General features: G+C 65.5%; 12 protein-coding genes. 8 read left to right on the forward strand and 4 right to left on the reverse strand.

Going from position 1 to position 13,004, the window contains the following annotated elements; all coding sequences use genetic code 11:
- The first annotated feature begins 34 nt into the window (after positions 1-34).
- Both HND55_01460 and HND55_01465 read left to right on the forward strand, forming a co-directional pair.
- The gene (locus tag HND55_01460; GenBank protein ID QKK01431.1) at positions 35-673 is read left to right on the forward strand and encodes a DUF1566 domain-containing protein; all 639 of its coding nucleotides are present in this window, start codon (positions 35-37) and stop codon (positions 671-673) included.
- Positions 670-1,719, forward strand: a complete 1,050-nt coding sequence (locus HND55_01465) for a heme A synthase (protein QKK01432.1) — start codon at positions 670-672, stop codon at positions 1,717-1,719. The genes HND55_01460 and HND55_01465 overlap by 4 nt, the downstream gene beginning before the upstream one ends.
- Here HND55_01465 and HND55_01470 read toward each other — a convergent pair.
- The gene (locus HND55_01470; protein QKK01433.1) at positions 1,716-2,423 is read right to left on the reverse strand and encodes a Crp/Fnr family transcriptional regulator; all 708 of its coding nucleotides are present in this window, start codon (positions 2,421-2,423) and stop codon (positions 1,716-1,718) included. The genes HND55_01465 and HND55_01470 overlap by 4 nt on opposite strands.
- A gap of 136 nt (positions 2,424-2,559) precedes the next feature.
- Here HND55_01470 and HND55_01475 point away from each other — a divergent pair, with 136 nt between their 5' ends.
- From HND55_01475 to HND55_01490, 4 genes are read left to right on the forward strand one after another with little or no spacing between them, the layout of a single operon-like run.
- Entirely contained in the window at positions 2,560-4,545 is a 1,986-nt protein-coding gene (locus HND55_01475; GenBank protein QKK03943.1) for a pyridoxal-dependent decarboxylase, read from the forward strand.
- A gap of 19 nt (positions 4,546-4,564) precedes the next feature.
- A complete protein-coding gene (locus HND55_01480; GenBank protein QKK01434.1) occupies positions 4,565-4,990 on the forward strand; it encodes a hemerythrin domain-containing protein in 426 nt (141 codons plus the stop codon).
- A 14-nt stretch (positions 4,991-5,004) separates the two neighbouring features.
- The gene (locus HND55_01485) at positions 5,005-5,250 is read left to right on the forward strand and encodes a DUF2249 domain-containing protein (GenBank protein QKK01435.1); all 246 of its coding nucleotides are present in this window, start codon (positions 5,005-5,007) and stop codon (positions 5,248-5,250) included.
- Positions 5,247-6,566, forward strand: coding sequence for a hypothetical protein (locus HND55_01490; GenBank protein ID QKK01436.1), 1,320 nt, complete (start codon positions 5,247-5,249; stop codon positions 6,564-6,566). The genes HND55_01485 and HND55_01490 overlap by 4 nt, the downstream gene beginning before the upstream one ends.
- Here the strand turns inward: HND55_01490 and HND55_01495 are convergent.
- From HND55_01495 to HND55_01505, 3 genes are read right to left on the reverse strand one after another with little or no spacing between them, the layout of a single operon-like run.
- Positions 6,536-7,558: a 4-hydroxybenzoyl-CoA reductase subunit beta gene (locus tag HND55_01495; protein ID QKK01437.1), complete on the reverse strand. Its 1,023-nt coding sequence runs from the start codon at positions 7,556-7,558 to the stop codon at positions 6,536-6,538. The two genes, HND55_01490 and HND55_01495, sit on opposite strands and share 31 nt — an antisense overlap.
- Positions 7,555-10,005, reverse strand: coding sequence for a molybdopterin-dependent oxidoreductase (locus HND55_01500; GenBank protein QKK01438.1), 2,451 nt, complete (start codon positions 10,003-10,005; stop codon positions 7,555-7,557). Before HND55_01500 ends, HND55_01495 begins: the two co-directional genes overlap by 4 nt.
- Complete coding sequence (locus HND55_01505; protein QKK01439.1) at positions 9,998-10,489, reverse strand: (2Fe-2S)-binding protein; 492 nt, start codon at positions 10,487-10,489, stop codon at positions 9,998-10,000. Before HND55_01505 ends, HND55_01500 begins: the two co-directional genes overlap by 8 nt.
- Positions 10,490-10,733: 244 nt before the next feature.
- Between HND55_01505 and HND55_01510 the strand changes: the two genes are divergently transcribed.
- Both HND55_01510 and HND55_01515 read left to right on the forward strand, forming a co-directional pair.
- The gene (locus HND55_01510; GenBank protein ID QKK01440.1) at positions 10,734-11,261 is read left to right on the forward strand and encodes a hypothetical protein; all 528 of its coding nucleotides are present in this window, start codon (positions 10,734-10,736) and stop codon (positions 11,259-11,261) included.
- A 64-nt stretch (positions 11,262-11,325) separates the two neighbouring features.
- Complete coding sequence (locus HND55_01515) at positions 11,326-12,927, forward strand: FAD-binding oxidoreductase (protein QKK01441.1); 1,602 nt, start codon at positions 11,326-11,328, stop codon at positions 12,925-12,927.
- Positions 12,928-13,004 lie beyond the last annotated feature (77 nt).

Here is a 13,004-nt window from a genome sequence, read left to right on the forward strand (position 1 = left end):
AGGATTGTCTGCTGTCAACAAGGGATTTGAAAAGATGATTAAATGCCCGTCCGCTTTCGCGTGGCTGGGAATGGCGATGCTGGTCGCTGTGCTCGGTGCCTGCCGGCCGGCCGCCGATCCAGCGCCCGTCTCTGCGCAATGGGTCAAGATCGACGCTGACGGCACGCCGGCCCTGGTCGACATGCAGCGCCATCACTGCGTGTTCGACCAGCGCACCGGCCTGATGTGGGAAGTCAAGCGGCACGACTCCGCGCTTCACCATCCGGCGCACACCTTCACCTGGCACAGCAGCGACGAGCAGCTGCACATGAGCGATCCGGGGCTGCCCGACGGCGGTGACTGCAGCGTGGCCCGCTGCGATACTGAAGGCCTGGCTGCGGCCGTCAACGCGGCCGGCCTGTGCGGGTATCGCGACTGGCGTGTGCCCACGCGCGCCGAGCTCCTGACGCTCGGTGATTTGTCGCTGCGCCAGACCGGGCAGGTCATCGACCCGGCGTTCTTTCCGCAGCTGGTTGTCGATGAGTACTGGACCATCGAGACCTTCCGGCTTTATCCGCAAAGCGCCTGGGCGGTCAGCGCGCGCCACGGCCTCGACCGGGCCGACCTCAAGCGCGAGCCCAAGCCGGTTCGGCTGGTGCGCCGGCACCTGCCCGCGCAGGGAGACGAGCCATGAACCGCATTGAGCGTCACCACCAGCGCCGAATGGGCCAGTGGCTGATGGTGTGCTGTCTGGTGCTGTTTGTCCTGGTGATGCTGGGCGGTGCGACGCGCCTGACGGGGTCCGGGTTGTCGATGGTCGAGTGGCAGCCGGTCACCGGCGTGATTCCGCCAACCAGCGAAGAGACATGGATGCGGGAATTCAACGCCTATCGACAGAGCCCGGAGTATCAGAAAGTCAATCGGGGCATGTCGCTCGACGAGTTCAAGGTGATCTACTGGTTCGAGTTCGGCCACCGCCTGCTGGCGCGCTCACTTGGCCTGGTGTTCGCTGTTCCGCTGGCCTGGTTCTGGTGGCGCGGCTGGATTTCGCGCCGGCTCCGGTGGCCGTTGCTCGGCCTGCTGGGTTTGGGCGCGCTGCAGGGCTGGATGGGCTGGTACATGGTCCAGAGTGGTCTGGTCGACATTCCGCGCGTCAGCCCTTACCGGCTCGCGGCGCACCTGAGTCTGGCGCTGATCATCTTCGCGATCATGTTCCGGCTGGCGCTGGGGTTGCTGTGGCCGGCCGAGCCGGCGCGTCGTCGCCCGCCGCTGCGGCTCTGGACGCGGACGGTCTTGATTCTGGTTGCCCTGACGGTGTTTGTTGGCGCGTTCGTGGCCGGTCTGCGGGCCGGACATATCTACAACGATTTTCCGCTGATGGCCGGACGCTGGATCCCTGAGGGCATTCTCGGGCTTGAACCGCTGTGGCGCAATCTGTTCGAGAACCCGGCAACGGTCCAGTTTCTCCACCGGTTACTGGGCCTGTCCACTCTGGCCGTCATCGCGCTGGCCTGGTATCGGGCTATTGTCGGGCATCAAGCCGCAGCGGGCCAGCGCCGCGTGTTTCACCTGCTGCTGGCCGCCGGTTTCGCCCAAGTTGTGCTGGGCATCGCCACGCTGATGCTTTATGTGCCGGTTGCGCTGGGTACTCTGCACCAGGGTGGCGCCGTGGTCGTGCTGGCCGCTGCGCTGGCTGCCCACTACCGCGCGAGCCGGGGGCCGGATCCGGCCCTGCTTTAGTGTCTGGGCCCGTCGGCGCCGCGGGCGATTCGCTCGAGCCGGTCGGGCGCCACGATGGTAATGCGGCGCGCGTCCATCTCGAGCACGCCGTCCCGCTGCAGAATGGCCAGGCTGCGCGACAGCGTTTCCGGCTGGATCGCCAACAGGCCGGCGATATGCTTTTTGCTGGCCTGGAGGCGAAACTCACGGTCGCCCTCCTGACGGCGGAATTCGTCGAGCAGGTAGTGCGCGACCCGAAGATGCGCGTTTTGCAGCGCCAGTGACTCGATCTGGTTGACCTTTTCGTGGACGCGACGACTGAGTGTGCCCATCAGTTTGAAGCAGGCATCGATATCGTTGCGCAGCATCTCGACGAGGTCATCGGCGTCGAAACCGATCAGTTCGCTGGGCTTGAGTGCGGCACAGTGGACCGGGTAGACCCGTTTCGGCATGAACAACGTCGCCTCGGCGAAGCTTCGGCCCGGTTGGACGATGGCAATGATCTTCTCCTGACCGGTGTTGGCCAGGCGAAACAGCTTGAGCTGACCCGTTCGGCACAGCCAGATGCGGCGCGCCGGGTCGCCCTGGTGAAACAGGTGATCACCGCGCTTGACGCTGATAAGGCGTGCGCGCGAAATCACGCGCTCAGCCTGTGCCTGACCCAGACTGGCGAGAATCGGAAACTGCTGCAGATCGTCCAGCGTCGGTTGGCCGTTTGCTTTCATGGTATCCGCCATGCATGTTTTACAATGGGACAACCCGTAAGACGGGTATCCTGTCATTAGAAACGGTCTATGGGAAGTGCAAGTTGATCAGAATCAATAAACGGTCCCGCTCGTGAAGCCTGAACTCGATCAACAGATGCTGACCTGGCTCAGTCCGCTGTTTCTCGGCACCTACGCCGAGAATGACCGGCTGTTCGAGCAGATACTGGTGGAGTTCCTGCGCGACCATGTCTACTGGCGCCGCAATGTTCATCCGGAAGATCCGCCGCTGATTAGCGAAATGGACCGGCATTCCGATGACTATCGGCAGTTTGTTTCGCGCATGAAATACGAACTTCACGGGTTGACGGCTCGGCTCAAGAACTCGGCGCCGTTTTTCAACCCCCGCTATATCGGCCACATGACCTCCGATCTCCTGCTTCCGGGACTGATCGGGCAGCTGGTCACGACCCTCTACAACCCCAATCACGTCACCGAGGAAGCGGCGCCGGTCACGCTGACGCTTGAACTGGAAGTCGGTCGCCAGCTTGCCACCATGTTCGGGTTCAACGTTGACGAGCGGGTGCGCCCGTGTGCCTGGGGGCACATTACCTCTGGCGGGACCCTGGCCAACGACGAGGGCTTGTGGTATTTCCGCGCGGTCCGTTACTGGCCACTGGCCGCGCGCCGTGCCCTGGCCGATGCCGGTTTCGATGCCGGTGAGCTGGCCGCCCTGGGCGGGCGGCTGAGCGACAGTGACGACCAGGCCTTGTTCGGCCTGCCGATCGATCGCATCATCGAGTTGCGGCGTGAGCTCCAGGGCGTGATTCGCAGCCGGCTCGAGCGGTCCGAGGCGCGGCAGCTGGCTGCCGCTATCGAAGCGGCCCGCGTCGAAACCCTGGGCATGGCCGGTTTTCATGCCGCCCATCCGGACTTTCCGACGCCGTGCGTGATGGTGCCGGTGACTGCGCACTACTCCTGGGAAAAGGCGCTCAAATTGCTGGGCCTGGGCAGCGCCCAGCTGGTGCCGGTCGAGGTCAATGAACGCATGCGCATGAGCGCGCGGTCGCTCGACGACCAGCTCGGCCGTGCCGCTGCGCAGAACAAGCCGGTTTTGGCGGTGGTCGGCGTGCTCGGCTCGACCGAGTACGGTTCGATCGACCCGATTGACCGGATCGTCTCGCTGCGCCAGCGCTGGCGCAAGCGCGGACTCGAGTTCGCCATCCACGTCGACGCGGCCTGGGGTGGTTATCTGGCCAGCATTTTTCGCGACCGTGACGGTTCTCTCGTTGACCATGCCCGCCTGCGCCGCGATTTCCGGTATTTTCCGTCCGAGCCGGTCTATCGCTCCTTCGCAGCACTGCGCCACACCGATTCAATCACGGTCGATCCGCACAAACTCGGTTATGTGCCGTTTGGATGCGGTGCCTACGTGGCGCGCAATCGCGCCATGACCGACTTCATCAGCCAGCGCGCGGCCTATGTGTTCGAGCCCGACGAGGACGGCGCCTGGGTCAACTACCGTGACCGGTTTCGCAATCTTGGTCAGTACATCCTGGAAGGCTCCAAGCCCGGAGCCGTCGCCGCCGGCGTCTGGGTCACCCATCGCGTGCTCCCGCTCGACCACCAGCATTTCGGCCGACTGTGCGCCGAGACGGTGCGCCACAGCGAGTACTTTTTTGATCATATCGACGATCTGCGCAGCGAACTGTCCGGTATTGCCCGGGTCATCATGCCGTTCGAGCCGGATACGAACCTGGTCTGTCTGGCGATCAATCCGGACGGGAATCACAGCGTCGGGCGGATGAATCGTTTCGGCCGGCGCCTTTACGATCGACTCAGCGTGGCCGAACGCGTGGACATGCACGCGCGGGAATTTTTCGGTTCGCGCACGCTGGTGCACTTGAGCGATCTGAGCCAGGAAGCGTCCGATCGCCTAATCGGCGAGCTCGACCTCGATCCGGCCACCTTCGTCCAGAATCCCGACGACAGCGGCGAGCAGGCCGACAGCGTATTCTTGCTGCGCCATACCCTGATGAATCCGTGGTTGTCGGGATCGCATCAGGGAATGAACTACCTTGACCGCTACTGCCGGTATCTCGCGCGCCTGGTGCGCGAGGAGATTGCAGCGAATCAGCCATGAACACCATTCGGAGAACGCCATGATTGCCGACACCCTGATCAGGGACCATCGCGACTGCGATGCCCATTACGCCCGTGCCGAGTCGGCCGCCGGCCAGGGCGATGCTGAACAGGCACGCCAGGCGCACGCCGCGTTCGCCGCTGCACTGGAACGTCACATGAGCGCAGAGGAAGAGGTCCTGTTTCCGGCATTCGAGGAAATGACCGGGATGGAGGACGGACCAACCGCGGTGATGCGAATGGAGCATGATCAGATGCGTTCGCTGCTGGCCCAGATGAGCGAGGCGCTCGACGGGGGTGATCTGGATGGTTACCTGGATGGCGGCGAGACGCTCAACGTGCTTGTCCAGCAGCACAACATGAAAGAGGAAAACATGCTCTATCCGATGTGCGAGCAAGCGTTGGGCGACCAGGCCGACGAGCTGATTGCCCGCATGCAGCCCTAGTCGACGCCGCTGTCTTGGCCGGGGAGATTGCCATTGACGTGCGCGGCCTGGAGCCGTGTGAGCCGATGGAGCGGATTCTGACGCGTCTCGACACCCTTGGCGCTGACCAGCAACTGCGCGCGCTGATCGACCGCGAGCCCCTGCCGCTGTATCCGATGCTCGAGCAGCGCGGCTTCGGCTGGAAAGTACTGGCGATGGACGACGACGGCTGTGAGCTGCTGATTTGGCCGCGTCCTCAGGGCCGGTCGGGCGGCACGTGAACGGCGCCCTGTCGCTGGAACAGGCGCCGCCGATATCGGTGCCGCTGCGCTTTTTCCTGACGCTTCCGGCATTCGGCGCTCTGGCGGCTTTCATCCTGCTGTGGGCCGGTGCCGATGCACTGGCTTCGCGCTGGCATCCCGCGACTCTTGCGATCAGCCATCTGGTCATGCTGGGTATGTTTTGCATGGTCATGTTCGGCGCGATGTTTCAGATGCTGCCGGTGCTCGCCGGCGTGCGGGCACCCTGGCCACGCCTGACCGGCGGCAGCTGCCATGTTCTCCTGACCGGCGGCACCCTGTTGCTGGCGATCGCGTTTCTCAGCGGCGCAACCGCCCTGTTCGTGGTCGCCGCCGCCATGCTTGGCCTGGCAGTGGCGGTGTTTGCCGGGGTAATTGGCAACGGCCTGCTGCGCGCCCCGCAGCCGGCAGCCAGCGTGCGCGGGATGCGCTGGGCCCTGCTTGGCCTGGTCGTGACGGCCATCGCCGGGATCACCCTGGCACTGGGCTACGGCCTGCCAGGAATGACGCTGCTGCGGCATCCGCTGACCGATCTGCATCTGGCCTGGGGGCTGGTCGGCTGGGTGGCAGCGCTGATTGTCGTGGTCGCGTTTCAGGTCGTGCCGATGTTCCAGATGACCGAGCCTTATCCGCACCGGCTTCGTCGCTGGCTGGCCCCGTCACTGTTTGTCCTTCTGACCTGGCTGAGCCTGGCAGTGTCCGGGCTGGTCCCCGGCAGTGCGGCCGCCACACTGGCTCTGGCGACGCTGCTGGCCGCGTTCGCGCTTCAGACACTGCTGCTGCTGGCGCGCCGCCGCCGCAGGGTGCGCGACACCAGCCTGTATTTCTGGCGTTTCGGCATGCTCTCGCTGAGCCTGTCGACACTGTTGTTCGGCCTGCTGCAGCTGTTCCCGACCCGCCCTGATTCGCGGCTGCCGCTGGCCCTTGCCGTGCTGTTCGTGGCCGGCTTCGGGCTGTCGATTGTGTTCGCCATGCTCTACAAGATCGTGCCGTTTCTGGTCTGGCTGCATCTTCAGCAGCGCCTGGCCGCGCGATCTGTCGCCGTTCGCGGCTACCGCGCTCCGGCGATGCGCGCGGTCCTTTCCGACGCTCCGGTTCGCCGGCACCTGGCGCTTCATCTGGCCGCAGTGGCGTTGTTGCTGGGGTCGCTGTGGCTGCCTTTGCTGGTGCGCATCAGTGCAGCGCTCTGGCTGGCCGGACTCGTGCTGCTGGCCGGTAATCTGGCCGGCGCGATGCGCTGCTATATCAAGCAGTCGCGCCGAATCGATCAGCTGGGCGATGGCCCTGTTTGCGACTGACCCGCCCGCAGCGCGGCGACACCGCGCCGGATCAGTACCGCGATCATGTCCCTGCGCCAGCCCAGCGGGAAGAAATCCTGACGGTAGATTTCGGCGAAACCCGAGGCGGTCTCGCACGCGCTATCGACCATCGCATCGAAGTCGTCGTGATCATCGCGGTCGAACCCGAAACGGCCCGGGTGGGTGTTGACCCCGGTCACGGCGACACCCAGGCGCGATGTGTTGCCGGCCCTGGAAAGACTGACCGCCACGCCCACGGACGGAAAATCCAGCGTCTTGCGAACGGCCAGTTTCTGATAATGGACCTTGCCGCCGGGCTGGGGTGGAATCTCGATTCGGGTCAGGATTTCATCGGCTGCAATCGCCAGCCCTTCGATGCCGTCGGGCCGATAGAGCTCGGTCAGGGCCAGTGATCGCTCGCCATGGGGCCCGGCCAAATGCACGACAGCGTTCATTAACAGCAGCACCGGGGCGGTGTCGGAAACAAAGCGCGCGTGGCACTGGGGCCAGTCGCCGGCCTGTACGCTCTTGATCAGCGGGCAGTGCTCGCCGCCGGCCTTGAAACAGGGGCCGTGGGCTGTGCGGTTGACCTCGCTTTGGTTGTAGTAAACGCAGCGTCGGTCGACCAGCAGGTTGCCGCCGAGTGTGGCCTGGTTGCGAATCTGCGGACTGGCGACGCTGGCGGCCGCCGCCGACAGCGCAGGAACCAGGCGCCGGAGCGTTGCGTCTTCGGCAATCCGGGCCAGGCTGGTCAGAGCCCCGATCCTTGTGCCACCGTCCGGCATGCGCTCAATGCCCCGCAGTGGCTCGATCCGGCTGAGCGAAATCAGGGCCGGACGCTGGTCGCGGTGCAGCTTGAGTGCCGGTATCAGGTCGCTGCCCCCGCCGAGATAGACAAACGGTCGGCCCATGGCGGCCAGATCGGCAGCCAGTGCTGCAGCTTCGTCAAGGCTGCCGGGACGATGATGGGACAGTTGTTCGGGTCCGGTCACGATGTCTCCGCCTGCTTGTTCCTGGCAATGGCCTTCAAGACCAGATCGGGCGTCATCGGCAGGCGGGTCAGGCGAATGCCGACGGCATCGAAGAGGGCATTGGCCACCGCCGGGGCGACCGGGGCAAGCACGCCTTCGCCGGCCTCCTTGCCGCCGAACGGGCCTTCGCTTTCGTCGCTGTCGCAGTCAACAATCTCGATCTCGGGCTGTTCAAAAGCCGACAGCATCTTGTACTCGAGCAGCGAAGGGTTCTGCACTGCCCCCTGGTCGTAGTCGATGCGCTCCATCAGCGCCTGGCCCAGGCCCATGTGAATCGAGCCCTCGATCTGGCCTTCAACCGCCAGCCGGTTGAGCGCCCGGCCGCAGTCGTGGGCGGTGGTGATGCGTTCGACCCTGACCAGTCCGGTGTCCGGGTCGACCTCGACCTCGGCGATATGGGCGGTAAAGCTGTAGCTGGGACTCAGGCCCGCGCCGGCGCCCTTGAACGATCCGCCCAGCTTGGGCGGGCGGTAGGTACCGCGGGTCTGCAGGATGCCATCGCGATCAAGCGCCCGGGCCACCACCGCCATGTAGTCGACGCCGCACTCGTCGCCGGCCGGGCCGATCCGGCCGTCCGCGAACACGAAGCCGTCGCTGTAGTCGGGATTGGCACCCAGGTCCTCGTTGGCGAAGTCGGGCTTGCGTCCGCCCTGGCGGAAAAAGCTCTCCGGCTCGCCCGGCCCGGGCAGCGGCGGCGGCTCGATCCCGAGCAGTTCGCAGGCCGCTTCGACCAGGCGCCGCCGCATGCGGATGGCGGCGTTGCGCGCGGCGTTGCCGCACATGAAGGTCACGCGCGAGCTGTAGCTGCCCAGGTCGATCGGCGTCAGGCGGGTGTCGGCGCTGACCACCTTGACCCAGTCGAGCGGCAGGCCGAGCACCTCGGCGGCCATCATCGCCAGGATGGTATCCGAGCCCTGGCCGATGTCGGCAGCGCCGGAATAGACCGTCACGCCGCCGTCGAGATCGATGGTCAGTCGCACCGTCGCGCCCGGCATCTCGTTGCGATGAATCGGCAGCGCCGAGCCGCTGATGAAAAAGCCGCAGGCCACGCCGATGCCGCGGCCAAACGGCAGCTTGCCGTACTTGTCGCGCCAGCCCGAGTGGGCCATGGCGTTTTCCAGGCCGCGCCGGAGTCCGACGGATGTGATGCGAAACTCGTTGGGGGTGAGGGTGTTCTCGTCGAGTAGCATGGTCAAGCGGCCGGCGGCCGGATCCAGCCCGGCCTCGGTCAGCGCCATGTCGACCAGCACCTCGCTGGCAAAGCGCGGATTGACCCCGCCATGACCGCGCATGGCGCCGCACATCGGCTTGTTGGTATAGACCCGGCGGCACTCGAAACGATAATTGGGCAGCTTGTACGGGCCCTGCAGCAAGACGCCGTTGTAGTAGGTGGTCACCACGCCGAAACTGCCGTAGGCGCCGCCATCGATGGTGGCGCTGTTGGTCAGCCCGGTTATGCCCCTTTCCGGGTGATAGCCAAGCTTCATGGCGATCTCGGTGGGGTGGCGACCGTGGTTCGAGAAAAACACCTCCTCGCGATTGAAGCGCAGACGCACGTTGCGCCCGGTCTCCAGCGCCATGCGCGCGGCGATGATTTCATGGCTGAACGGGTCGCTCTTGCCGCCGAAGCCGCCGCCCAGATGCGGTTTGATGACGCGGATGCGGTGGGCCGGCAGATCGAGCACCTCGGCCAGTGCCCGGTGCAGGTAATGTGGCACCTGGGTGGCCGAGTACACGGTCAGCTCGCCGTCGCGGCTGAGTTCGACCTGGGTGGCGTGCGGTTCGGTAAAGGCGTGGGTAACCGGGGCGAAACTGAAGCGTTTGTTCACTATCACTTCGGCTTGTTCGAAGCCGGACTCCGGGTCGCCGAAGCACTGCTCGACTTTCTTGTGCAGGTTGTTGTCGCGCTTGAGTTCCGGATGAATCGGCCGGGTCACCGGCTTCAGGCCCTTGCGCGGGTCCAGACAGGGCGTGTCCGGAACGTACTCGATCTCAATCGAATCCAGCGCCGCTTCGGCCTCGGCCAGGGTTTCGGCCGCAACCGCGGCGACCGGCTCGCCGACGTAATTGACCCACTGCCGGGCAATGACCGGCTCGTCGCGACTGATCGGCAGGACGCCGAATCGCCGCTCGAAATCAGCGCCGGTCAGCACCGCGCGTACGCCGGCCATCGACCGCGCCCGGGTGTCATCCAGGCGCCGGATGCGGGCACTGGCGCAGGGGGATCGCAGAATCTTTACCCACAGCGGGTTGTGCAGGCGCAGATCGTCAGTGTAGCGGGCCCGGCCGGTGACCTTGTCGTGCGCATCGATCTGCGGAATGCGCTGGCCGATCAGGCGATTGCCTTCCGCGGCGCGCTGCTCGTCGGTGCCTTGCGGTATGGCGGGTACCTGGCGCGGATCAGTCATCGCCGGCCTCCTGCACGCTGCGTGCTGCGCGTCGCACCGCGGCCTCGATCTTGGTGTAGCCGGTGCAGCGGCAGATCGTGCCCGAGATGCAGCGCTTGATGGCCGCAGGGTCCGGGTCGGGATTGTCCCAGAGCAGGGCGGCGGCGCTGAGCGCCATGGCCGGCGTACAGAAGCCGCATTGAATCGCGCCTTCCTCGACCATTGCCTGCTGGACCGGGTGCAGCGCCGGACCATCGGCCAGACCCTCGATCGTGGTAATCACGCGGTCCTGGACATCGGCGGCCAGCATCAGGCAGGCCAGCATCGGTCGGCCGTCGATCAGCACCGTGCAGCAGCCGCACTCGCCCAGATCGCAGCCGCGCTTGGTGCCGGTCAGATTGAGCTCCTCGCGCAGGAAATCGAGCAGCGTGATCGAGCCTGCCACTGCGCGGGAGTACTCACGGTCATTGACCTTCAGGGTCACGAGGTCATTGGATGTGTCCATGTAACCGATCGAACGTTCGATTTGTGGTCGAGTATACGTCCCCGGGCCGGCCGGAGACAATGCCGCAGACCGGTTTCGGGGGCCGTCCGGGCGCCTGTTCCTGCTGGCCGTGTGCTGGCGCGAGCTTCGTTGCACACCGTATACTCTCTGTTCGCCACGGGCCCCACGAAAAAGCGCGGCAGCCTCGCGGGATTGATACCGCAGCAACTCGTGCCACGTTTCGGCGCACCTGAATGAGGGATCAATGCTCGATAACATCGACACGCTCCTGTCCATGGCGGAGGTCACCGCCGTGTTCGCGGGGTTCGCCGCCCTGGTCACCGTGGTGCGGGCGGGCTACGGCAAACCGGCCGATATCGTTCACGACCTGCTGAGGCTTCGGCTCGTCATCGCCAGCAGCATTGCGGGAGTAGCCGGCGCCCTGATTCCCATCGGTATCGCCGGGTATGGTCTTGATTCCGACATTGTCTGGCGAATGTCGGCAGTGATATTCCTGATCATGGACAACGGGATCATCGCGTCCTTCATACGTTCCTACAGGCCGGTGCGGGGGAGCTTCCCCCCGGACCGCCTGGCCGTGTTTCTCGTGACGCTCCTGGAACTGGTTGAGCAGATAAGCCTTGTTGCCGTGGTTCTGGGTGTGACCTTTGTCAGCGGCTCGGCGCTCTACGTGACGGCACTGATCGCGAATCTCTGTCAGGCCGGCTTCATTTTCGTGCGATTCGTGGGCTCGGCGCTCCGGCGCGAGCAAAGACGGCTTTCCAACAAGTAATAGCGGGCAAACTGATCGGCTGAAGTGTCGGTCGTGATCGTTCAGGATGACCGGGGAAAACCCGATGCAGGCAAACACAAAACGCAGCTTCTGGGGCTGGGGGCTGGAACAAGAGGCGCTCGATTCCGATGAGATCGGCGCACTGGCCCGGCGGCTGCGCGAGCGGTTCGGACTGCCGGTGCGCGCAGCGGCCCCGATTCCGCGTGCCGATGCGCTCGAGCTGTCCGCCCCCAGGCTCGGGCCGCCGGCCGGCCTGGCGCATCTGTTGTCCGCTGATGCGCGCGATCGCGCCGGGCACACTTACGGCAAGGCCTTTCGCGACATCGTGCGCGGCCTGGCCGGTGATTTTAACGCTGCGCCGGACTGGGTGGCCCGGCCGGGCAGCGAGCAGGATCTGGTCGATCTGCTCGACTGGGCGGGGTCGGCACGAGTTGCCGTGATTCCCTACGGCGGCGGCTCGAGCGTCGTTGGCGGGGTCGAGGCGCGCCTGGACAGTGACTGGGCCGGGGCGGTCAGCGTTGATATGGCCCGCTTCGATGCGCTTGTCGAGATCGACCCGACTTCACGCGCGGCCCATCTGCAGGCCGGTCTCTACGGTCCGGCGCTGGAAGCGGCGCTCAAACCCCACGGCTTGACGCTCAGGCATTACCCGCAGTCGTTCGAGTTCTCGACGCTCGGCGGCTGGCTGGCCACGCGCGCCGCCGGGCATTTCGCCACGCGCTATACGCATATCGAAGATCTGGTCGAGTCGGTGCGGGTGCTGACCCCGAGCGGGCTGATCGAGACCCGGCGCCTGCCCGGCTCCGGTGCCGGACCTTCGCCCGACCGCTTCCTGCTCGGTTCCGAGGGCACGCTGGGCTTTTTCCTGTCGGCCTGGATGCGGCTGCAGGCCCGCCCCGAGTATCGGGCCGGGTGTACGGCGGCTTTCGAGACCTTTGCCGCGGGTACCGAGGCGGTGCGACAGTTGTCCCAGTCCGGCCTGGATCCGAGCAACTGCCGCCTGATCGATGCCACCGAGGCCGTGCTGGCCGGTATCGGTGACGGCAGCCGACACCTGCTGATCCTGGGTTTCGAATCGGCCGATCATCCGATCGATCCCTGGCTGGCGCGGGCGGTCGAGATCTGCCGCGGCAGCGGTGGGCAAGTGATGGCGAACAAGGATCGCGAGAAGGATCCGGCATCGGACTGGCGTTCGACTTTTCTGCGCGCTCCCTACATGCGCGATGGGCTGGTGCGGCTGGGCATGATCGTCGAGACCTTCGAGACGGCCGTGACCTGGGACCGGTTCGAGGCCACCCACGCCGCCATCGTCGAGGCGGTGCAGTCGAACGCCCGCCGCCTGTGCGGCGGCGCGGCCGTGGGCTGTCGCTTTACCCACGTCTACCCGGACGGACCGGCGCCCTACTACACGGTGGTCGCGCCGGGCCGCGACGGCGCCATGGTCGAACAGTGGGACGAGATCAAGCAGGCCACGATGGCGGCCATCGACCGCAGCGGCGCCACCGTCACTCACCACCACGCCGTCGGGCGCGATCACCGCCCCGGCTACGACCGCCAGCGTCCGCCACTGTTTGCCGATGCGCTACGAGCGGTCAAGCAAACGCTTGACCCCGCCTCGGTACTGAATCCCGGCGTGCTGATCGACCGGACTGCTGTGAGACAATAACGAACCGGCGCCTCCCGCAGAGGCCCGCGTAGGGTTATTAAGCGGTTCCCTAACGCGCCCGTGTCGCGACGTCTGGC

It is taken from the genome of Pseudomonadota bacterium (assembly GCA_013285445.1).
In the GTDB taxonomy this organism is placed as follows: domain Bacteria; phylum Pseudomonadota; class Gammaproteobacteria; order Xanthomonadales; family Wenzhouxiangellaceae; genus Wenzhouxiangella.